Here is a 22,663-nt window from a genome sequence, read left to right as displayed (position 1 = left end):
CCGCCCCCAGCGGATCAGGCGAGCGCGTCCTGGCACTTGCCGCAGACGGGAGCCCCCGCGGCCACCGTCTCCGCGTAGGTCCAGCAGCGAGGGCACTTGGCGCCCCGGGCGGGCAGCACCTCGGCCTTCACGTCCTCGCCCAGCACCTGCGCCAGGTCGAGCGCCCGCGCCTTCTCTCCCGCGCCGTCCGCCAGGTCCACCTGGCTCACGATGAACAGCCCGGGCAGCTCCGCCGCGTTCGCCTGGAGGAAGTCGCGCGCCTTGCCGCTCGCGCTCAGCACCACGCGCGCCTCCAGCGACGAGCCGATCATCTTCTCGCGCCGCGCCGCCTCCAACAGGCCCTGCACCGCCGAGCGCACCGCGAAGAGCTTCGTGTAGCGCTCGGCCAGCACCGGGTCCGGCTTCACCGAGGGCTCGGGGAAGTCCGTCAGGAAGACGCTCTCGGCCTTGCCGCCCGGCAGGTACTGCCACGCCTCCTCCGCCGTGAAGCTCATGATGGGCGCGAGCACTTGCAGCAGCACCGTGGCCACCTCGTGGAGCACCGTCTGGGCGCTCCGCCGCGCCGCTCCCGAGGCCCTGGACGTGTAGAGCCGGTCCTTGAGGATGTCGAAGTACACCGCCGACAGGTCCCCCGCGCAGAAGTCCACCACCGTGGCGTACACGAGGTGGAACTCGTAGGCCTCGTAGGCCTTCTTCGCGCGCGACACCACGTCCGCGAGCCGGCCCCGTGCCCATTGGTCCAGGGGCGACAGCTCCGCGGCGCCCACCGCGTCCTTCGCCGGGTCGAAGTCGTACAGGTTGCTCAGCGCGTAGCGGATGGTGTTGCGGATCTTCCGGTAGCCCTCGCTCAGTCCCTTGAGGATCTGATCCGACAGGCGCACGTCGTTGCGGTAGTCGCTGCTGGCCACCCACAGGCGCAGCACCTCGGCGCCGTACTGCTGGATGATCTTGTCCGGGGCCACCACGTTGCCCTTGCTCTTGGACATCTTCTCGCCCTGGCCATCCACCACGAAGCCGTGCGTCAGGCAGGCCTTGTAGGGCGACGTGTCGCGCGTGCCCACGGACACCAGGATGGAGGAGTGGAACCAGCCGCGGTGCTGATCACTCCCCTCCAGGAAGAGGTCCGCGGGAATGCGCTGGCGCCGGTCCAGCACCGCGCTGAACATGCACGCCGAGTCGAACCACACGTCCAGGATGTCCGTCTCGCGGCGGAACTCCGTCTTGCCGCACTTCGCGCAGGCGTGGCCCTCGGGCAGGAAGTCCTTCACCGGCGTGCGGTACCACACACCCGCGCCCTGCTTCTCCACGTCCTCGGCGACCTTCTCCATCAACTCCGGAGAGATGAGCGCTTCGTCACACCCCTCGCAGTAGGCGATGGGGATGGGCACGCCCCAGGTGCGCTGGCGGCTGATGCACCAGTCCGGGCGCGTCTCCAGCATGCCCCGGATGCGGCTCTGTCCCCACGAGGGCACCCACTGCACCCGGTCCACCTCGTCGAGCACCCGCTGCCGGAACGTCCGTCCGCCCGGCGCTGGCTGATCGAGCGGGATGAACCACTGGTACGTGGCGCTGAGGATGACGGGGTTGTGGCAGCGCCAGCAGTGCGGGTAGCTGTGCTCGACCTTGTCCGTCTTGCCGTTGAGCAGCACGCCCTTGTCCGCGAGCACGTCGATGACGAGCGGATTGGCCTCGAAGACCTTCCGGCCCGCGAGCCATTCGCCCACGCTGTCGTCGAAGCGGCCGTCGTGGCGCACGGGGTTGTAGATGTCGAGCCCGTATTTCAGGCCCACCTCGTAGTCCTCCTGGCCGTGGCCGGGCGCGGTGTGGACGAGTCCCGTACCGGCCTCCAGCGTCACGTGCTCGCCGAGGAGGATCTTGCCCGTGCGCGAGTAGAAGACGTGCTGGTAGGTGCAGCCCTCCAGCTCATCGCCCCGCGCGTAGGCGAGGATGCGCTCGGGGTCCACCAGCGCCGCGGCGGCCACGTCCCCGCCCGGCAGCTTCACCGTCTTCACCTCGAGCTCGTCCGCCTTCACCTCGGCGAGCACCTTGGGCAAGAGGTCCTTGGCCACGCAGATGACGCGCTCGCCGAGCGCGTAGAACACGTACTCGTACTCGGCGTTCATCGCGATGGCGAGGTTGGCCGGGAGCGTCCAGGGTGTCGTGGTCCAGATGACGAAGGAGACGGCCTTGCCCTTCAAGGCGGGCACGCGCTCGGTGACCTCGGGGCCCGCGGGGAAGGCCACGTACACGGAGGGGCTGGCGTGCTCCTCGTACTCCACCTCGGCCTCGGCGAGCGCCGTCTGGTCCGTGAGGCAGAAATACACCGGCTTCTTGCGCCGGTAGAGCATGCCGCGCCGGGCGAAGGTGGCCAGCTCGCGGATCTCCTGGGCCTCGTAGGAGAAGTCCAGGGTGCGGTAGGGATTGTCCCAGTCCCCGAGCACGCCCAGGCGTTTGAACTCGGAGCGCTGGATGTCGATGAACTCCAGGGCGTAGGCGCGGCAATGCTCCAGGAAGGTGTCGCGGTCCAGGGTGCGCTTGTCGATCTTCTTGTCCTTGAGCCGCTTCTCCACGGCCTGCTCGATGGGCAAGCCATGCGTGTCCCAGCCGGGGATGTAATCCGCCTGGCGGCCGGACAGGGCGCGGTACTTCACGACGATGTCCTTGAGGACCTTGTTGAGCGCGTGGCCCGCGTGGAGGTGGCCGTTGGCATACGGAGGACCGTCCGCGAGCACGAAGGGCGGGGCGCCCACGCGCCGCTCCAACATCTTTCCCCAGAGGGCCCGATCCGCCCACCGCTCGAGCATCTTCGGCTCGAGCTGGGCCAGGTTCCCCTTCATGGGGAAGTCCGTCTTGGGAAGGTTGACCGAGTCCTTGTAATCCTTGGGGGGCGCCACGGGGTCACTCATGCGAGGGCGCGTAACACGGGCCCCGGCGGGGCTTCAATGGGGGCCCAGACCGCCTCGGAGGATGTGCCCCCGGCTGACGGCACAACGCGCCCATCTGGGTTCTTCGTCTCCCGCCTGGGAAGGAATTCTCCAAGTACAATCCTGAACGTTCTACGCACCAGGACCAGGAGGGCTCCGCATGCCGCCACGAGGGACTGTTCTGCTGCTGCTCGTGCTCATGGCTGGATGCGGGAGTGCCACGAGAGTGGTGCGATTGGACACGGGCCAGGGCAAGCCCATCGTGTTCACCCCACGCGCTGATGCCGAGCCGGTGGAGTTGAACAAAGACGAGTTCAAGGAGGCCGTGGCCAGGCTGGGCGAAGATGTACCCCGGTCCGCACGACCACGGTCCGATGCTCGTCGGTTATTCCAGCCCCCTTCGGATGATGCGTACACGCACGTACGGGGGCACATCGGTCTCGTGTCCGTGGGCCCCCGGCCAAACCCGCCCAGCGGCCACGTTCAACTGAACGATGCGTAGAGACCCGATGCGGATTCCGAACTGACGCGAGCCTATGGCCGCTGGTGCGAGCGGACGCGGCACGTCGGAGACTGTCTGCATCTATTGGAAGAGGGTCCCACGATCGACGAGGAGGGCAAACGCACCCTGGCTCTCCAGTTCGCCATGGACTCGGTCTTGAAAGAGACCCAGGAAGCATTGGGCACGATGGTGGATCCGGTGGCGGTGCGAAACAGCATCCTCACGGCCATGACGGTGTATCTCGGCCTATGGCTCCTACCCGAGCCGGTGAGTAAGGGCGTCGCGGCGACCCTGACGATGTATCTCTTCGCCTATCTCGGCGTGGACACCGTCTGGAACCTGCTCACCGGCTGGCGGCAGCTCGCCAAGGAGATAGCGGTCGCCACGACCTTCAATGAAGTGCGTACGGCGGGCGAGACGTACGGCAAGGTCATGGGCGAGAACGCGGCGCGCGTCTTCGTCATGCTCGCCACCGCCGCCATGGGGAGCACCGCGGGGCTGGCAACCAAGGCGCCGGGCCTCCCAGGCTCCGCACAGGCGGTGCGGCTGGCCAGCACCAAGGGAGGCTTCCGGCTCACGGCGATCACGGAAGTGGTCTCGGTGGCCATCCCCGCCAAGGGAGTCATCACCATCGCGCTCGCGCCCGGTGCACTGGCCATGACGGCACAAGGCATGAGCGCCGGAAGCACGGCGCCCGTGGACGAGGAGGGCCCCTGGCACCACATCGCCTCCAACAAGTTCAGCGCGTCCACCCACAACGGAGGGCCCTGGACACCGAGGTATCAGGAAATCTTCGATCGGGCGGGTATGCCACTCGACGATGCGGCGAACCAGGTTCGCGTCCCGGGCCACAGAGGGCCACACCCCAGGGAGTACCATGAGGAAATCTACGAGAGACTGGACCAGGCCACTTCGTCTTGTAGAAGCATCGAACGCTGCCGAGAGGCGCTGACGAAGATGCTCGGTGTGCTGGCGAGGGAGTTCACGACGAAAGGCACCCGGCTCAATAGGTGGGTCACCCGGAGCGAATGAAGGAAGAAGAACCTCATGCCGAAGCGCTTCTTCAAATTGTCCGATGATGTGTACCGCTCGGGCCGTTGGGAACTGGGGCACCCTCTCGACCATGAAGGCCGGAAGCTCGAGGATCCCTGGCGGTTCAGGCTCGGGCAACGAACCCACGAGGACGAATATGTCCGGATTCCGATCAAGCTCTCTGGCGAGCCGCTCGACTACTCCCACGCGGCGTTCAGCATTCCCGTCGTCCATGCCAGAGCGGCGTCCATCTTCACCGGCAAGGCACCCGACGACGTGCAGCTCATCCCAGTGGAGATCGATTCCCAGTCCGCTCCGCACTTCATTCTCAACGCCACGCGGTTGGTGAAGTGCATCGATGATGCAGCATGCGAGGAGGTGCGGTACTGGACCCCAGAGGATGGAATGCCCGAGAAGACAGGCACGTACGCCTCGGTCTCCGGAATGCGCATCGCTCCTGAAACGGTGGGAGACGCCGAGGTCTTACGACCCTGGGGCTGGACCGTGGCCCTGCTCGTGTCCGAGGAAATCAAGGACGCATTGGAGCGCGCGGGCATCACGGGCACGCGGTTCACGGACGTGACGGGATAACGCCCCATTGGGGCCTTCACACGGCGTCAACGAGGCTTCATTCCCTTGGCATCCAGTTGGTATTTCTTCACCAGCCGCTCGATGGACTTGCGGTGCAGGCCGCTCTCGCGGGCCGCGCGTGACAGGTTGCCCTCGCAGCGCGAGAGGACGCGGTTGACGTATTCGCGCTCGAAGTTCTCCAGCAACTGCTCCTTGGCGTCCTTGAAGGACAGGTGCTCGTTGAAGGGCAGGGGCAGCTCGCGCGCCTGGCCCCGCAGCCGGGCGGGCAGGTGCTGGGGAAGGACGTCCTCGCCCTCGCTGAAGGCGAGCACGTGCGAGAGCACGTTCACCAGCTCCCGCACGTTGCCCGGCCAGTCGTAGGCCATCAGCAGCGCCTGGGCCTCGGGGGTGATGTGCTTGCGGCCATGGCGGGCGAGCACTTCCGGGTCCGCCAGGGCGCGCTTGAGGATGAGCGGGATGTCCTCGCGGCGCTCGCGCAGGGGCGGCAGTTGCAGGTGGATGACGGACAAGCGGAAGAAGAGGTCCTCGCGGAAGTTGCCCGCGGCGATCTCCTTCACCAGGTCCCGATTGGTGGCGGCGATGACGCGGCAGTCCACCTCCAATACGTCGTTGCCGCCCACGCGCCGCACCTCGCGGTTCTCCAGCACGCGCAGGAGCTTGGGTTGCAGGTCCAGCCGCAGCTCGCCCAGCTCGTCCAGGAAGATGGTGCCGCCATGGGCCCGCTCGAAGGCCCCCGGCCGCGCCGTCATGGCTCCGGTGAAGGCGCCCTTCTCGTGGCCGAACAGCTCGCTCTCGATGAGCTCGGGCGGAATGGCGCCGCAGTCGAGCACCACCAGGGGGCCCTTGCCCCGGCTGCTGCGCTCGTGGATGGCGCGCGCCACCAGCTCCTTGCCCGTGCCCGTCTCCCCCCCGACGATGACGGACACGTCGAGCGGGGCGATCTTCTTGATGAGCGCGAAGACCTGGCGCATGCGCACGCTCTCGCCCACCAACCCCCCGAGCTCGCCCTCGCCGTCGGGCTCCAGCGTCACCTCCTCGTCGATGGGAGTGAAGGAGAGCTGGGAGGAGCCCGCGCGCACCTGGGCACCCGGCGACAGGTAGGCGCGCTCGACGCGCCGCCCGTCCAGGAAGGTCCCGTTGGTGGAGTTGAGGTCCACCAGGAGCCAGCCCCGCTCGGTGGTGAGGATCTCGAAGTGGTGGCGGCTCACGGCGCGGTCCTCGGCGAGCACCAGGTCGTTGGAGGAGTGGGCCCCACAGCGCAGGCGCTCCTTGTCGGACACGAGGGAGCGGCCCTCGTCCGGCCCCGCCGTCACCTGCAGGCGGCAGCGGCGCAGCTTGAGCGTGGTTTGGGGCTGCAACACCAGGACTTCCGTGCCCGAGCCGACGCCGCCCGCTTCGGGGATGAGGACGGAGTCGAGCCCGCTGTCCCCCGGATTGGTGAGGACATCGTCCGGATTGGGTTCGTGGGAACTCATGCGGAATGGATGATAGCAAACACCACGGACGCGGCCCGGACACGTCCGTGGTAGGGTCCCGCCCCCCCATGCCCGCCAAGAAGGTGTCGACCAAGAAGGCGTCCGTCCGGGCCCGTGACAAGGCCCCGACGCGCGAGGCGGAGCCCCGGTCCGCATCCGCCACCCCGTCGCCTCCCCGCCGCCCGAGGGCCAAGAAGACGGTGGTCATCCTCTCGCGCAAACGCTCGCTGTACTCCACGCGTCGGCTCGTGGAGGCCATCAAGCAGCGCGGGCAGAGGCCCCTGGTGCTCGACACCCTGCGCTGCAACATGGTGCTCGCCCCCAGCCACCCACGGATGATCTACCGGGGCGTGGACATCAAGGGCGTGGACGTGGTGATTCCGCGCATTGGCGCCTCCATCACCGGCTACGGCCTGGCGGTGGTGAATCACTTCGAGATGATGGGGGTACCGGTGCTCAACAGCGCCGCGGCCATCGCCCAGAGCCGCGACAAGCTCCGGGCGCTCCAGTTGCTGTGCCGCGCGGGGCTGGATGTGCCCCGGACGGTGATGGCGCACGACCGCAGCGACGTCCGCACGCTCGTGCGGGAAGTGGGCGGACTGCCCGTCATCATCAAGCTGTTGCGCGGCACCCAGGGCGTGGGGGTGATGATCGCCCACTCGATCCAGGAGGTGCAGACCATCGTCAATACCTTCTGGGACCTGGGGCAGGAAGTGGTGCTCCAGGAGTTCGTCGCCGAGAGCAAGGGCCAGGACGTGCGGGCCCTGGTGGTGGGGGACCGGGTCGTGGGGGCCATGCGGCGACGGGCCAAGAAGGGCGAGTTCCGCTCCAACATCCATCGCGGCGGCGAAGGCACGTCCGTGCAACTGCCCGACTCCTACGTCGAGGTGGCGGTGAAGGCCGCACGCCTGCTCGGGTTGGAGATCACGGGCGTGGACATGCTGGATGGAAGCAAGGGCCCGCGCCTGATGGAGCTCAACTCCAGTCCGGGCTTCGAGGGCCTGGAGCAGGCGACGAAGAAGGACATCGCCGGAGAGATGATCGACCACGCGCTGAGGCTCTCCGAGCGGCAGCGGATGGCCACGCTCATCCGGCCGACGCTGTAGGAAGAAAGGGCAGGCGGGCGGCCAAGCCCCATGCCTGGCCCTCCTGGGAATGGGCTCGGTGGGGGTGGATTGGAGGGGATTGGCAAGAGGAGCGCGGCCTTCGTAGTCTGGGCGCCCTCGCATGAAGCCCGCCTCCAAGCCCCTGCGGATCACCGTCTACCAGGATGTGTTGTGCTCCTGGTGCTATCTGGCCGACCTGCGGCTGGAGACCCTCAAACACGAGTTCGGCGACATCATCCGCTGGCGAGTGCGACCCTATCCGCTGCGCGTGCAGGACAAGCGGCCCACGGAGAAGGAGCTGCGCGGGCTGAGCGCGGAGGTGGAGCGGGCGCGGCAGGAGCCGGAGCCCGTGGCGCGGCAGCTCACGACGGAGCTGTGGCGGGGAGGAGACGCGCCGCGCTCGAGCATCCCGGCGCTGATGGCGCTGGAAGCGGCGCGGCTGCAGGGGCCCACGGCGCGCGCCCAGCTCGCGCGGATGATGCAGCACGCCGCCCTGGAGCAGGGCATCAACGTGACGCGCACGGACGTCATCTTCGAGCTGGCCAGCCGCGTGGGCCTGGACATGGGGCCCTTCTCGGCGGCGTACCACTCGGACGACACGCGCAAGCTCATCCTCGACGAGCACGAGCTGGCCTCGAGCCGGGGCGTGCGGGGCGTGCCCACGCTCGTCATCGCGGGCCGATGGATGGTGTGCGGCCTGCGCGAGGTGAGCGAGTACCGCGAGCACATCCTCTCGTGCCTGGGCAAGCTGTACACCCCCCGCCCGGGCTCCAGCGAGCGCGTGGTGCACTGAGGTTGAATTTCCGCACCCAGCCCGCGTCCATCCCCGTGTTGCCGTGATGAAATGCGCCGGGTGGGCTCGTCACCGGCCCTGGAGAACCCTCATGCGTCCCCTGCTCGTCCTCGCTCTGCCGACCGCCCTGCTCATGGGCTCGGGCTGTGTCGTCCATGCCCACCACCGTGCCGGTTACTCGACGGTGAGCACCTACGAATACCGCTACATGGGCGAGCACCCCGACTCGTACGGGGGCTGGTGCACCCTCTCGTACGACCATGTGCACGACTACGTGCCCGTCGACGTCAACACGTACACCTATTCCAACCAAGTGTACGTCTACCGGGGTCCGCGCCAAGTCTGGTACTACGACTACCACCCGGGTCCGAGCGGCGACACCTGCTACCTGCACGGCCGCCACCACCACGACTACTTCCCGCGCACCTACGCGGGCAGCACGTACAACTGGGACCGCGGCCGCTCGGTGTACGTCTACAACAACTACCGGCCCGCGCCCCGGCCGAGCAATTACCAGCCGCCCCCGCGCTCCGGTGGGTGGGGCAACTCGCACGACGCCACGCCCGCGCCCCCGCCCCGTGGCGGCCACTCGCCCTCCGCGCCTCCGCCGTCGCGTCCGCGTGACGGCGGCTGGGACTCGGGCTCCCCCAACCGTCCGCCCCCGGGCTCGGGCCACGGCACGCGTCCGCCCTCGGGCAACGACTCGGGAGGCGGTTGGGGCTCGCCGCCTCCGGGCACGGGCTCCGGCTCGCGGCCCCCGAGCGGCGGCGGTTGGGGCGGCAACCCGAATCAGCCTCCGTCCCCCCCGGGCGGCGGCAGTCCCTCCACCCCGCCCACGCCTCCTCCGAATACGCCGGGCAACCCGAACACGGACCCGCCGGGACGCCGTCCCGACCGGGACAACAACCCGGGGGGCTCGTCCTCTCCCGGCCGCGGCGGCGGCTGGGGCTCGGGGAGCGGGAGCAGCAGCCCCTCCACGCCGCCCCCGTCCCGCGGCGGAGGCAGCAGCGGTGGGAGTTGGGGCAGCGGCGGCGGCCGCGACAGTGGCTCCTCGCCGTCCCGTGACAGGGGCTCGCGTGACAGTGGCTCCTCTCGCGGTGGCAGCAGCCGGGGCAGTGGTGGGTGGGGCAGCCGTTAACGACGCCTGAGCGTGGGGTCCTCGTGAAGGCCGCTTCCTTCCTCATTCCGAGGCGGGGAGGCGGCCTTCGGTGTCTTCAGCGAGCCCGTCCGCCCGTCGACACTTCGGACCTGGGGGGTGGATTGCCAACGCGCCGAGGCATGGAGAGCTTGGCTCTCAGTCATGAAACGTCCGACTGTCATCCTCTGTTGCGCGCTTCTGGGTCTCGCCCCGGCCGCCTGTGGTCCCGGGTTGGAGCCGGAGTCCGACGGAACGGGCACGGCGATCGATCCGGACAACCCGACCATCACCGTCTCCGGCCAGGCCGAGGTGTATCCCGAGGCCATGCGGCTGCTCGCGGCCCAGGGCCAGGGCACGCCCGTGCTCGAGGGCTTCACCCTCACGCTCGAGGAGCCCCTGGGCGTGGGCGTGAATGACGAGCACGCCGTGCTCGCCCAGGGCGTCGTGGACAGCGGCGGAGGCTTCTCCGTGCCCGGCGTGGCCGTGAATGGCATCCACCTGAGCCTCGCCGCGCGCCTGGAGCACGAGGGCTTCGTGCGCAGCTCCACCATCCTCTTCGACACCGTCTTCACGCGCACGCGGCCGACCCTGGATCTCGTCGGCACGCGCGTCTGGGCCCTGCCCGATGCCTTCCATGACGCCCTGACGCACGCGGTGGGCGAGAAGGCCATCCGGACCCGGAGCGAAGGACGGGCGGGCACCTTGAAGGAGGCGGGCTTCATCCTCGGCCGCGTGGTGGACGCGTCCGGCGCGCCCCGCGCGGGCGCTCGGTTGGTGGGTGAGAACAACGGCGTCACCGCGCACATCTACTACCCCAGCGCGGACTTCCAGAGCGCCGACCAGAAGCTCACGAGCGAGACGGGCCTCTTCGTCTACGTGCACTCGGGCACGGCGCCGGAGGTCTTCGAGCTCGCGGTGAAGGGCGAGAAGGTCTACATGAAGCGCAACGTGGGCGCCGCCCCGGGCGCCGCGCTCGTCGTCACCTTCCACCCGGCGGAGTGAACCAGCGCGGCAGCCAATCCGCGCCCGGGGACGTGGTCAACCGCGTCTGTCCGCTCCCATCCGCCCGCATCAGGAACAGCTCCACGTCTCCCAGCCGGTCCGAGGCGAACACCAGGTACTTGCCGTCCGGACTCCACGCCGGTTGATCATCCACGGCCTTGCCGTCCGTCAGCGCCACCGGCTCGCCGCCGCCCGCCAGGTCCACCAACCAGATGCGCGCCTGGGTGCCCTGAGCGTCCTTGGCCTTGGACGGCGCCACGAAGACCAGCTTGCGCCCATCCGGGCTCCACGCGGGCTCGCGCTCCTCGCCCAGCTTCGCCTTCCCGGACACCGCGCGCAGCGTCGTCCCGTCCGGCTTGACCACGAACAGCCGCACGCGGCCCTCCCGGTCGCTCAGGAACGAAATCCACTGGCCATCGGGACTCCAGAGCGGCGCCATGTCCTCCCTGTGGAAGGTGGTCAGCTGGCGCACGTCCGAGCCATCCGCCTTCATCACGTAGACCTCGGGGTCCCCCGAGCGGCTGGACACGAACGCCACCTGGGTTCCATCCGGGGACACGCTCGGCTCGAAGTTGCCCTCGCGCGCCGTGGCCAGCGGCAGCACCTCCGCGCCCTCGCTCGGCGCCTGCCGCACCACGTCGCTGAAACCCTGGGCATCCGACTCGACCACGAACCAGCGGCCATCCGGCGCCCAGCTCGGGTTGCGCGCCCGTGAGCGGGGCGGCGTCACGTTCACCACGGGGCCGCCATCGAGCGGGGCCAGCCGCAGTTGCTCCACGTGCAGCCCCTGCATCTCCGCCGAGGCCACCACCATCACCGCCGAGCCGTCCGGAGACGGCGCGGCGGGGTACTCATCCTCGGGACCCCGCGTGAGTTGAGTCTCCTCGCCCGTGGAGGGCCGCACCAGCCAGACATCGCGCTGGGGCGCCCGCTCCGACACGAAGGCGATGACGCCCGGCAGGGAGCGCCGTTCCGACTCGGACAGGGGGCCGGAAGCACCGCACCCGCCCACCTTGCCGCATCCAGCCAGGGCCAGGGCGAGCACGGCCCACCGCCGCCCCCCACCCCGTCCCCAGCGCTTCAGCCACTCACGCGTCATCACGCCTCATCACTACCGCACGCGGATGGCGTCCGCGACGACCACGTAGCCTTCCGTGGCCCAGCGGCTCAGCTGCACCTTGTTCCAGCCCGCCGTGGCGGCGAAGGTGCCAATGGTGTTCCAGGCACCGCCGCCCACCTGCTGGTTCACCTTCGGGGTGGCCACGGTGGTGCCCGCGGCGTTCACGAAGATGAAGGGCGCCGCCGGAGAGCGGTTGGTGCCCGCCGTCCACCAGGCGTCGATCGTCTTGGTGCCCGCCGCGGACGCGTAGAAGTAGAACGTCGCCGGGTCCGAGATGGCCTGGGTGCTGGCGTAGTAGTAGTCCGAGCCGTAGTAGCCCGCCGTCGACGTCGTGCGAGCCCACGAGCCCGACATCTCGACATAGCCCTTGGCTTCGTCGTTGTTGGCGTTGTTGCTGTCGATGATGAGGCCGCCGCTCGGGGGAGGCGTCGTGCCACCGGAGCCGCAGTAGCCCTTCACCTTGCTGATGTAGGAGCTCCACGGCCAGTTGGGACCCGGATCCGTGCGGCTGGCCGGCTGCAGCTTGCCGTGCGCCACGATGTGGTAGCTGTCGATGGTGATGCCGTTGTCCTTGGCGATGTTGCACGTGAGCTTCGCCGAGGCCTCGATCTGCCCCGCCGGGAAGCTCGACTGGCTGGCCGAGCCACCGTGCTCGATGCCCACCGCGAAGTTGTTCACCGACGTGCCGCTCAGGTTGGACAGCACGCCCCCGTTGAGGCTGGGGCTGTAGTTGGCACCCACGTGCCAGCCGCGGCTCGACTCGCGCACCAGCTGGGAGATTTCACTGCCGCTCTCGTTCACCACGTAGTGCGCGCTCACGCCGGAGGCCGAGTTCGTCAGCCAGCTCCAGCAGCTCGAGTAGCTGCCCTCACACGTGTGGATGACGACGATCTGCACGCCGCCGCCCGAGCCCGAGGGCCGCGCGTTGTAGTTGGGCGAGGCGCGCCAGATGGACGACGCGTAGTCGGGGCCCGCCGCCATCGCGTGCACGCTCGGGGAGGCGAACTTCGCCTGCACCTCGGTCGGCAGCAGCGACACCGCCACGCCTCCCGCCGGCGTCTGTGCCACCACGCCCGAGCGCATCACCCCGTACACCTCCCGGTGCACGTACTGCGCCTGCGCCTCGGGGTTCGTGATGCCGCTGAGCTTCACCACCACCGGAGCCCACGCGCCCACGTCCTCGCGCACGATGCCTTCCGCCTGGGCCCACTGAGACAGCAGTGCCGCCGCCGCCCGGATGTTCGCCTCCGGCTGGGTGCGCGCCTCTTCCACGCTCACTCCCGCCAACCGCGCGCCTTCCGTCAGGTTGTCACCCCGGAGCGCCATCAGACCCGAGGCCGCCGGCATGCCCTCGAACTCCTGGTGGCCCTGGATCATCTCGAAGCGCGTCTCCGCGTAGGCGATGCCCTTGAGCAGCTCCGCGGGTACCTGGAAGTCCTGGCCAGCCCGGGCAAATGCCGCGTCCAGCTCATACGGCGTGCGCTCGGCCTCCGCCTGCTCGGGGGTGCGCGCGTCTTCCACGGCACTGGACGGGGACTGCACGGACTCCTGCGGGCCACAGGCGGACAGCGAGAACGCCAGGGCGGCGGCGGCCACCAGTGGCTGACGGAACGGGCGCATGCGAGCACTCCTTGGGGATGGACGGCGACTCGGCCCCCTCCAGGGGGCGAGGGCCCGTCAAAATGCCTTGTCCTGGATCCCAAGGGAAGCCAGTTTTTCTTGTCTTCAGAGAAAAGACTTCAGTGGATCGGCCCTCCACCCAGAGTGCGAAGCCGATCCACCGAAGAGACACGTGTCAGCGCACGCGGAGTGCGTCGGCGATCACCACCGAGCCCGTGGTGGTCCAGCGGCTGAGCTGGACCTTGTTCCACCCGGCCGGGAACGCGTAGGTGCCGAGCGTGTTCCACGTGCCGCCCCCCGTCTGCTGATTCACCACCACCTTGGCCAGCTGCTTGCCACTGGCGTCCAGGACGAGGAAGGGCGCCGCCGTCGAGCGATCCGTGCCCGAGGTCCACCAGGCGTCGATCGTCTTGGTGCCCGCCGCCGACAGGTAGAAGGAGAACGTCGCCGGGTCCGAGATGGCCTGGGTGCTCGCGTACCAGTAGCCCGAGCCGTAGTAGCCCGCCACGCTCGCCGAGGACGTCCAGTTGCTCGACACCTGGATGTAGCCCTTGGAGGCGTCGTTGTAGTCGTTGTTGCTGTCGATGATGAGCGCGTCCCCGCACAGCTCCTGCACCCGGGCGAGGTACGAGCTCCACGGCCAGTTGGGACCCGGATCCGTGCGGTTGTAGGGCTGGAGCTTGCCGTGGCCCACGATGTGGTAGCCGTCGCGCGGCACGCTGTTGTCGCGCGAGATGTCGCACGTGAGCTTCGCCGAGGCCTCGATCTGCCCCGCCGGGAAGCTCGACTGGCTGGCCGAGCCGCCATGCTCGATGCCCACCGCGAAGTTGTTCACCGACGTGCCCTCCAGATGGGTCATCTGGCCGCCGTTGAGCGAACTGACGTACGTGGCGCCCACGTGCCAGCCGCGGCTCGACTCGCGCACCAGCTGGGAGATTTCACTGCCGCTCTCGTTCACCACGTAGTGCGCGCTCACGCCGGACTCGGTGTTGACCAGCCAGCTCCAGCAGCTCGCGTAGCTGCTCTCGCACGTGTGGATGACGATGACCTGCACGCCGCCGCCCGAGCCCGTGGGCCGCGCGTTGTAGTTGGGCGAGGCGCGCCACACGGCCGACGCGTAGTCGGGACCCGCCGCCATCGCGTGCACGCTCGGGGAGGCGAACTTCGCCCGCACCTCGCCAGGCATCAGCGATACCGCCACGCCGCCCGCCGGCGTCTGTGCCACCACGCCCGAGCGCATCACCCCGTACACCTCTCGGTGCACGTACTGCGCCTGCGCCTCGGGGTTCGTGATGCCGCTGAGCTTCACCACCCCCGGAGCCCACGCGCCCACGTCCTCGCGCGCGATGCCTTCCGCCTGGGCCCACCGCGACAGCAGCGCCGCCGCCGCCCGGATGTTCGCCTCCGGCTGGGTGCGCGCCTCCTCCACGCTCACTCCCGCCAACCGCGCACCTTCCGTCAGGTTGTCGCCCCGCAGCGCCATCAGGCCCGAGGCCGCCGGCACACCCTCGAACTCCTGGTGGCCCTGGATCATCTCGAAGCGCGTCTCCGCGTAGGCGATGCCCTTGAGCAGTTCCGCCGGTACCTGGAAGTCCTGGCCGGCCCGGGCGAACGCCGCGTCCAATTCATACGGCGTGCGCTCGGCCTCGCGCTGCGCGGGAGTGCGCGCGTCTTCCACGGAGGAGGGCGCGGCGGCTTCCAGGGACTCCTGCGGGCCACAAGCGGCCAGGGACAACGCCAGGGTGGCGGCCACCAGTGGCTGACGGAACGGACGCATACGGGCACTCCTCTGCGAGGGGATGGGAGGGGACGGCATCCAACACCATACATTTTCCGCTTCCACGGGAAAAGTCCGCTTTACTTTCAATACCAACATGTTCCAGGGAAGCGTTGGGAAGTGCCCACCGACGGGGACGACGCGCGGGGACGGGTTGGGTTAGGAGGAATCCATGCGTCTCTTCGCCATCGGCGACACCCACCTGCCCTCCACGCGCAACAAGGACATGCACCGCTTCGGTTGGACGGAGCACCCGCTGCCGTTGCAGCGCGCCTGGGACGAGAAGGTGCGCCCCGAGGACGTGGTGCTCGTGGTGGGCGACATCTCCTGGGCCACCCGCCCGAGCGAGGTGCTGGAGGACTTGAAGTGGCTGGACGAGCGGCCGGGGCGCAAGGTGCTCGTGCGCGGCAACCACGACTACTGGTGGGGAGACTCGGCCGCCAAGCTGCGCCGGCTCCTGGAGCCGTACAAGACGATCGAGGGCTTCCTGCACAACAGCTCCGTGGTCATCGGCCGGTGGGTGATCGCCGGCACGCGGTTGTGGACGGCCCCCGAGGCGCCTCCCATGCCCGGCGGAGAGATGGGCGACGAGAGCGGCGACGCGGGCTACGTGGAGCGCGAGACGCGGCGGCTGGCCACCTCCATCGCCGACGCGGAGAAGAAGGAGAAGGAGAGCCCCACGCCCCTCACCCGCGTGGTGGCCGTGCACTTCCCGCCCATCTACGCCAACGAGAAGCCCACGGCGTTCCTCGGGCCCATCGAGGCCTATCAGCCCAAGGTGTGCGTCTACGGGCACCTGCACGCGGGCGGCATCCCGGCGGGATTCACCGGGGAGCGCGCCGGCATCCGCTACGTGCTGGCGTCCTGTGACGCGGCGGGCTTCTCGCCCCTGCTGCTGGACGGAGAGCCCTGAGCCTCCCGGGGTGCTACGGCCCCCGCGACACCACCGGCTTCCACGACCGCGAGGCCTCGTCGGTGGACAGGCAGGAGCGCCACTGCTCGCCGCTGTCGGTCACCGGCGTGCCCCGCTCCACCGGCACGCCCACCGGGCAGATGCCCTGGGTCCGATTGCCCGCCGCGTCGCGCACCTCGAAGTGCACCGAGTACACGCGGCCATCGCCCTCGGCCTGGCGCGCCACCTTCACCTTCACGGTGGTCGCGTCCACGAAGACGATGTCCGGCGCGCCCGAGCCTTGGGCCTCATCCGAGGCCACGCAGGAGATGGACGCCGTGGCGCCCGTCTGGGTGAGCCCACCGCTGCACCGGTCATACACGGTGATGCAGTCCTCGAGGCGCACGGTGCGGTAGTCCTGATCCACCGGCCACAGGGGCGCGGGCGGCGTCAGGGTGACCGCGGGCGGCGTCTCGTCCACCACCTGGACGGTGGAGGTGCACGAGGCCTCGTTGCCCGAGGTGTCCTTCGCCGTGTAGCGCACGGTGCTGGTGCCGAGCGGGTAGAAGTCCGCCTCCGGCCCCTTGAGCGTCACCGGGGAGCAGCTGTCCGCGCCTTGCGCCGAGCCCGGCTTCACCCAGGCGGAGTTGCGGCCAGTGCACTCGGCGGTGATGGCTGGGGGGCACGAGACGGCAGGCGCCTTCGTGTCCACCACGAGCGCCCGGGTCGAGCAGGTGGCCGTGTTGCCGGAAGAGTCCGTCGCCGTGTAGGTGAGCGCGTGAGCACCGAGCGGCAGGGCGGTCGCCTTGGGCGGCGCCACCGGGGCGGGGCCACAGTTGTCCCGGGCACTCGCCTCGGGAGGCTGCACGAGCGCCACGCCCTCGGCGGAGCACTCCACCTGGAAATCCGCCGGGCACGTGAGCGTGGGGGCCTCGCAGTCGCGCACCGTCACGTCGGACCAGCACGAGTCCTGCTTCTGGCCATCCGACGCGGTGACGCAGACGCCGTACGAGCCCGGAGCGTAGGGCCCCACCGGATGCGCGTCCCAGGAGATGGCGTCTCCATCCGGGTCCACCGCCGAGGCCATGCCGCTGGGGCTCGTGGCGACACACACGCCCGGATCCGTGCACACCGAGACGTCCCGGCACGTCACCTCGGGAGCGCGGTTCTCCTGGGTGCACGTGGCGCCGCACCCATCCCCGCTCACCGTGTTGCCATCGTCACACGTCTCGCCCGGGTCCACGTGCCCGTTGCCGCACACGTGGCAGTCGGTGTCCTCCCAGTCCACCTGGCCGTCGCCGTCGTTGTCCTTCCCGTCCTCGCAGTCCTCGGCGGAGAGCACCACCGAGGTACCGCCGAGCATCACCGGCTGGCCCACATGCGGGTGGTAGGCCTCGTCGTTGACGGCGAGCACCTGGAGGCCCGAGTAGCCGCTCGGCCCCGTGAAGACGTTGTGGAAGGACTTGTGGCTCAGGTCCACGGCGGTCAGGCTCGGGACGAAGGCCTGGAGCGCCTCGGTGGGCTCGGCGACATCGAACGAGGTGTCCTGGGTGGTGAGCGGAACCGGCAGGAAGCCCCAACCGCCCTCCACGCCCGCCTGGGTGAGCGCGAGCAGCGAGCCACCCTTCTCATTGACGAAGCGGGCCAGGTCCGCCTGGCGCTCGTTGAGGGTGGCGATCTGCCGCGCGGTGAGGCCACCCAGCGTGTGCTCGCCCGCCGAGGGCAGGTACACGAAGGCGTACTGGGCGAAGTCCACGCGGGAGATGTCCTCGGTGGAGCGCGCGTGGGTGACCTTGGCGCCAGGGCCGCCCTGGGCGGCATCGTTCCAGCTGTTGAAGGCGATGAGCGCCTGCTGGTCGTTCACGCCGATGGCGAGGATGCCCTTGCCTCCCGAGCGAGAGCGCGCGAGCGCGTCCTTGAAGAGCGCGGGGTAGAGGCCACCACACGCCGAGCCCTCGCAGTGCCAGAGGTCATCCGCGTCATCGCCCGTCACCACCACGAAGCCGCCGCGCGGTGTGGGGGTGGGAGTCGTCTCGGGCGGCCTGTCCGGCGTCGTGGGGCTGGGACGTCCCCCCGAGGACGGCACGTCGCCCTTGCCCGGCACGGGCGAGTGGCCATGCCCAGGCCGCCCGGGCGACGAGTAGGACTCGTCCTCGTAATAGTAGTAGCCCCCGCAACCGGACACGGTGCTCACGAGCGTCAGGAGGAACACCGACATCCCCAGCCAGGGGCGGAGACGCGGAGAACGAGCGGACGGAGGCAGTGGGAGCATGGTTTTCCCCAACGTGGGCAAACAAGTTCCCACGCATTGAGGCATCAGTAGGGATTCCCTCCCCAGCCCGAGGAGCGGGCGAGCGTCGAATCCGCCCTCGCGAGGGCGTGATGTGTCGAGTGCCCAACGAACGCGGTGGCGTTACCGTCCACCAGTAGAGGCTCCCACACACGACGCGCTGCGAACCGAGCATGGACTACCCAGTCGCGGCCAGAAACGCGCAGACCAGAGCAACTGCGTTCAGAGCCAATCGCGAATGTCCGGGTACTGCTCCAGCACGCGCAGGCATCGTTCGTCGATGAACCGGGCCGCATTTGTGCTCTCGGCGATGTCTCGGAACCAGACGAAGACGCTCGCGAAAGGAGTGCGGCAGAGAGTCCGTTGCACAGCAAGCGCGAGCAGCCAGTTCTCCTGCTGGCAAGCAGCGTCGTAGCGCAGCAATAAAGCCGGAATGGTATGCCACGCGTCCGTCCGGCCCTTTTCCAAAATGTCACGGTCCAGACCGAACACCTTGATACTCCACTGCCCCTTGAGGCTCTCCACCCCTTCGTGCGTCCTGGGCTTGTACTTACCGGTCCTGACCGACAGGACCAGATGCGTGCGCGGGTCTTCCCTGGTTGGATCGACCAGCAGCGGCAACCCAGCATCATCCAGAGGGAACTGATCGCGCTTCTCGTTGCTGTTGCACCCACTACACGCCAGCAGGTAGTTGGTCCACGAAAAGGCCCGCTCGGGATACTTCGACTTCGGCCAGAAATGCTCGATGTCCGTGCCCACGCTGTCTTCGCAATACATGCAGCGCTGAAGTCCTGTGGCCATGGATTGCAGCTTCGTGCGGATCTCCTCGAAAGCAAGGTTCTCCTTGAGCCCCCACAAGTGCTCCGCTTCTTTTCTCGGGCTCGCGGCACCGAGCACCTTCTCCGAGCGCTCCTTCAGAAACGCCGCCGCCGAATCACTGAGCGTCTCACGTTCCAATTTCTTCATTTGTCGAGCCCGAACTTCCTCACGGCTCTGTCCACGAGCTCGCTGCCCGTATTCGGAAGCTGTGCGGCGAGCCGCTCGAGTTCCTCGCCTTCCTCGGGACTGGCCATGCCTTCGAGCACACGCGACTCCAACCGGGCCACACGCTCGCGCAACTTCTCGGACGCATCCGAGTGAACATGCTCCAGACCAAACAACTCGGTCAAAGCAGCTTCATCCACGGTGCCATTCACCACGGTCTTGAACAAATCTTCCGACACATGCGTGACAGGACGACCCTCACCAGGCGCGGGAAGCCGGATCAACCCATTTGGGTCCGCCGCCTGACAGACGAAGGGGCTGTGAGTGGTCACAATGAATTGAATGTTCGGGAAATGCTCTTTCAACCAGAAACCAACACGCCGTTGCCATGAGACGTGCAGGTGCAGTTCCACTTCGTCGATAAGAACCACTCCCTGATATGGAACACGGCACTGACCGTTTTCATGCACGATACTCAGTCCTTGGCTCGCATCATGGATCTGACGAACAAGATCCATCACCAGAGCGGCCATCGTCCTGTAACCATCGCTGAGATCCTGGATGGGAAGAGTGACGCCTCCCTGAGTCACCCACAAGCCGTCTGAATCGAACTTCGCGACCCGGGTGGAATCGGGAAGCAAACCGTTATTCAGTAAATCCAACACCCCTTCCAAGAGTTCTTCGGCCCCTCCCCGTCCTTCCAAGCGCCGCAAATGAAGTTCCCTGAGCCATTGGATGCTCTCCACCAGCGAGGCATCTTCCCGGAAGAGGGAAACCAATCGCGCCAACCTCGGTGGCCCCACCATCAAGCGTTGAGCGTCGGACGCATGGCCAGAGAGACGACGAAAGGGCCCATACCCCGCGATAAACCAGCCCGCGGGATTATCAGACCAGGGGCCGCGCTCCGAGGCGGACTTGTGGCCCTCTCCGATCGCCATGCTCGGCTCTGGACCTGAATCCGATTGAGTCCAAGCCAATCCTGTCCAGAACTCGGAAGGAGGGCGCCTTCCACGACCAACGAATCCATCTACATTTTCATCAAAAACCAGCATGGATCCCGCATACGCTTGTTTCTGGCCATGCCGAATCCAGCCTGAGAAACTTTGCTGCAAGGACCGGGCGGAGTTCGTCCCCACGACCGTGAGCGCTATCGCTTTCAATAAGGTCGATTTTCCCGCGCCATTACGCCCGGCCAGAACCGTCCAACCCGAGAAGCTTCCGTCAGGCCGACGCAGATCGAGTTCGACGTGGAGGTCTCCGTCGCCGAACCCTCGTATGTTCTTCAGCCAAATTTTACTGATGTACATGGGGTCGACCTCCTACGCTAAATACTCTCACTCACCCACAACCCAGAAGCTACAACTCCACCTGCGCGCCCAGTTCCACCACGCGGTTGGGGGGGATGCGGAAGTAGGACGTCGCGCTCCGGGCGTTGCGGCTCATCCACGCGAACAGCGCTTCCCGCCACATCGCCATCCCGGGCTTCTTGCTCGGAATCAGCGTCTCGCGGCCCAGGAAGAAGGACGTGCCCATCAGGTTGAACTGCAACCCCTTCTCACGCGCCCGCTTGAGGATGTCCGGGATGCTCGGGTTCTCCATGAAGCCGTAGCGCGAAATCACCCGCACGAAGCCCTCCTCCAGCCGGATGATCTCCACCCGCTCCTCCGGCGGCACGTGCGGCACGTCCTCCGAGGCGATGGTGAGCAACATCACCTGCTCGTGGATGACCTTGTTGTGCTTGAGGTTGTGCAGGAGCGCGGGCGGCGTACCCTCGGGGTTGCCCGTCATGAAGATGGCCGTGCCCGGCACCCGCACCGGCGGATGATCCCCGAAGCTGCCCAGCAACTGCTGCAATGGCATGCTGCTCGCGCGCAGCCGCGTGGCCAGGATGTCGCGGCCCCGCTTCCACGTCGTCATCAGGGTGAACACGCCCAGCGCCAGCACCAGCGGGAACCAGCCGCCCGCGGCGATCTTCACCGCGTTGGCGCCAAAGAAGGACAGGTCCACCAGCAGGAATACCCCGGCGATGGGCAGCGCCACCGCGCGTGACACGTTCCAGCGCTCGCGCGCCACCACGTAGGCGAGCACCGTGGTGATGGTCATGGTCGTCGTCACCGCGATGCCGTACGCCGCCGCCAGGTTCGTGGACGACTTGAAGCCCATCACCAGCAGGATGATGCCCACGAGCAGCGCCCAGTTGACGCCCGGCAGGTAGATCTGCCCCTGGGCTTCGGCCGAGGTGTGCACCACCTCCAGGCGCGGGGTGTAGCCGAGCTGGATGGCCTGCTGGGTGATGGAGAACGCCCCGGAGATGAGCGCCTGGGCGGCGATCACCGCCGCGCCCGTGGCGATGATCACCAGCGGGTAGAGCGCCCAGTCCGGCGCCAGGAGGAAGAAGGGGTTGCGCGCGGTGTGCGGGTCGCGCAAGAGCAACGCCCCCTGCCCCATGTAGTTGAGCATCAACGACGGCAGCACCAGCGTGAACCACGCCCACTTGATGGGCTTCACGCCGAAGTGGCCCATGTCCGCGTACAGCGCCTCGCCGCCCGTCACCGACAGGAACACCCCGCCGAGCACCAGGAAGCCGTGCCCGCGGTTCTCCAGGAAGAAGCGCACGCCCATGCCCGGCGACAGCGCGCCCAGCACGGAGGGGTACATCACCAGTTCCTTGATGCCCAACACCGCGAGCGACAGGAACCACACCACCATGAAGGGCCCGAAGATGGCGCCAATGCCAGCGGTCCCCCGGCGCTGAAGGAGGAACAGCCCCACCAGGATGATGATGGCCAGCGGCCGGATGTAGTCCTCGAACAGGGGCGTGGCCACGCTCAGGCCCTCCACCGCGCTGAGCACGGAGATGGCCGGCGTGATGAGCCCATCGCCATACAGGAGCGCCGCGCCGAACAGGCCCAGGGTGACCACCACCGGGCGCACCTTCACCTCCTCGCCCCGCTGGCGCTGCATCGCGAGCGCCATCAGCGCCAGGATGCCGCCCTCGCCCCGGTTGTCCGCCCGCATCACGAACACCACGTACTTCACCGACACCACGATGATGAGCGCCCAGAAGATGAGCGACAGCACTCCCAGCACGTTGTCGTGCGTCGGCGCCACGCCGTGCTCGCCCGTGAAGCACTCGCGCAGCGCGTACAGCGGGCTCGTCCCGATGTCCCCGAAGACGATTCCCAAGGCCCCCACCGCCAGCGCGGCCACACGGGGCTTGCGGCCATCAGGCCCTTGGGGCACCGAGGGAATGGAGGTCAACGAGGGAGGGGAGTCAGTCATAGGAGGCCTCCTCTAGCCCAACCCGAGCCCGGGAACAGCTACTTGCGGTCCCTCCACCCGTCTCGATTCCAGTAGGACTGGAAGTAGGAGGAGCAGCGGCGCACGCCCCGTGTGGAGCTGGACAGCCGTCTTGTC

General features: G+C 68.1%; 15 protein-coding genes and 1 pseudogene. 7 read left to right on the top strand and 9 right to left on the bottom strand.

Features of this window, described 5'->3' with window-relative positions; translation table 11 throughout:
* Positions 1-14: 14 nt before the first annotated feature.
* A complete protein-coding gene (gene ileS / locus MEBOL_RS19175; protein ID WP_095978801.1) occupies positions 15-2,906 on the bottom strand; it encodes an isoleucine--tRNA ligase in 2,892 nt (963 codons plus the stop codon).
* A gap of 178 nt (positions 2,907-3,084) precedes the next feature.
* On the opposite strand from ileS, the pseudogene MEBOL_RS19170 reads away from it, so the two are divergent.
* Together MEBOL_RS19170 and MEBOL_RS19165 are read left to right on the top strand one after the other, a co-directional pair.
* Positions 3,085-4,458, top strand: a pseudogene (locus MEBOL_RS19170) (AHH domain-containing protein).
* Between the two features lie 15 nt (positions 4,459-4,473).
* Positions 4,474-5,049: an imm11 family protein gene (locus MEBOL_RS19165; RefSeq protein ID WP_095978800.1), complete on the top strand. Its 576-nt coding sequence runs from the start codon at positions 4,474-4,476 to the stop codon at positions 5,047-5,049.
* Between the two features lie 26 nt (positions 5,050-5,075).
* Here the strand turns inward: MEBOL_RS19165 and MEBOL_RS19160 are convergent, their stop codons facing one another.
* Entirely contained in the window at positions 5,076-6,524 is a 1,449-nt protein-coding gene (locus tag MEBOL_RS19160; RefSeq protein ID WP_095978799.1) for a sigma 54-interacting transcriptional regulator, read from the bottom strand.
* A gap of 68 nt (positions 6,525-6,592) precedes the next feature.
* On the opposite strand from MEBOL_RS19160, the gene MEBOL_RS19155 reads away from it, so the two are divergent.
* From MEBOL_RS19155 to MEBOL_RS19140, 4 genes are all read left to right on the top strand, one after another.
* Positions 6,593-7,630, top strand: coding sequence for an ATP-grasp domain-containing protein (locus MEBOL_RS19155; RefSeq protein ID WP_095978798.1), 1,038 nt, complete (start codon positions 6,593-6,595; stop codon positions 7,628-7,630).
* 121 nt (positions 7,631-7,751) lie between these two features.
* Entirely contained in the window at positions 7,752-8,423 is a 672-nt protein-coding gene (locus MEBOL_RS19150) for a DsbA family oxidoreductase (protein ID WP_095978797.1), read from the top strand.
* Between the two features lie 91 nt (positions 8,424-8,514).
* On the top strand, positions 8,515-9,561 hold the full coding sequence (locus tag MEBOL_RS19145) for a hypothetical protein (protein ID WP_095978796.1): 1,047 nt from the start codon (positions 8,515-8,517) through the stop codon (positions 9,559-9,561).
* Positions 9,562-9,723: 162 nt separating this feature from the next.
* Positions 9,724-10,563, top strand: coding sequence for a carboxypeptidase regulatory-like domain-containing protein (locus MEBOL_RS19140; protein ID WP_170115545.1), 840 nt, complete (start codon positions 9,724-9,726; stop codon positions 10,561-10,563).
* Here MEBOL_RS19140 and MEBOL_RS19135 read toward each other — a convergent pair.
* The 3 genes from MEBOL_RS19135 to MEBOL_RS19125 form a co-directional block, all read right to left on the bottom strand.
* Positions 10,541-11,662 carry an LpqB family beta-propeller domain-containing protein gene (locus MEBOL_RS19135; RefSeq protein WP_095978795.1) on the bottom strand — a complete coding sequence of 374 codons (1,122 nt, stop codon included), beginning with the start codon at positions 11,660-11,662 and terminating at the stop codon, positions 10,541-10,543. The two genes, MEBOL_RS19140 and MEBOL_RS19135, sit on opposite strands and share 23 nt — an antisense overlap.
* Positions 11,663-11,674: 12 nt before the next feature.
* Positions 11,675-13,303, bottom strand: a complete 1,629-nt coding sequence (locus MEBOL_RS19130; RefSeq protein ID WP_095978794.1) for an N-acetylmuramoyl-L-alanine amidase — start codon at positions 13,301-13,303, stop codon at positions 11,675-11,677.
* A gap of 175 nt (positions 13,304-13,478) precedes the next feature.
* Entirely contained in the window at positions 13,479-15,080 is a 1,602-nt protein-coding gene (locus MEBOL_RS19125) for a golvesin C-terminal-like domain-containing protein (protein WP_095978793.1), read from the bottom strand.
* Between the two features lie 172 nt (positions 15,081-15,252).
* Here MEBOL_RS19125 and MEBOL_RS19120 point away from each other — a divergent pair, with 172 nt between their 5' ends.
* Positions 15,253-15,993, top strand: a complete 741-nt coding sequence (locus MEBOL_RS19120) for a metallophosphoesterase (RefSeq protein ID WP_095978792.1) — start codon at positions 15,253-15,255, stop codon at positions 15,991-15,993.
* A 13-nt stretch (positions 15,994-16,006) separates the two neighbouring features.
* Here MEBOL_RS19120 and MEBOL_RS19115 read toward each other — a convergent pair whose 3' ends face one another.
* The 4 genes from MEBOL_RS19115 to MEBOL_RS19100 form a co-directional block, all read right to left on the bottom strand.
* Positions 16,007-18,190, bottom strand: coding sequence for an HYR domain-containing protein (locus MEBOL_RS19115; protein ID WP_170115544.1), 2,184 nt, complete (start codon positions 18,188-18,190; stop codon positions 16,007-16,009).
* A 294-nt stretch (positions 18,191-18,484) separates the two neighbouring features.
* Positions 18,485-19,228 carry an HNH endonuclease family protein gene (locus MEBOL_RS19110; protein ID WP_095978790.1) on the bottom strand — a complete coding sequence of 248 codons (744 nt, stop codon included), beginning with the start codon at positions 19,226-19,228 and terminating at the stop codon, positions 18,485-18,487.
* A complete protein-coding gene (locus MEBOL_RS19105) occupies positions 19,225-20,553 on the bottom strand; it encodes an AAA family ATPase (RefSeq protein ID WP_095978789.1) in 1,329 nt (442 codons plus the stop codon). Before MEBOL_RS19105 ends, MEBOL_RS19110 begins: the two co-directional genes overlap by 4 nt.
* A 49-nt stretch (positions 20,554-20,602) precedes the next feature.
* A complete protein-coding gene (locus MEBOL_RS19100) occupies positions 20,603-22,528 on the bottom strand; it encodes a potassium transporter Kup (protein WP_095978788.1) in 1,926 nt (641 codons plus the stop codon).
* Between the last annotated feature and the right edge of the window lie 135 nt (positions 22,529-22,663).

It is taken from the genome of Melittangium boletus DSM 14713 (genome assembly GCF_002305855.1).
GTDB classification, from domain to species: Bacteria; Myxococcota; Myxococcia; order Myxococcales; family Myxococcaceae; genus Cystobacter; species Cystobacter boletus.
Note: the sequence above shows the minus strand (reverse complement) of the source record. Positions and strands in the feature narration are given on the sequence as shown.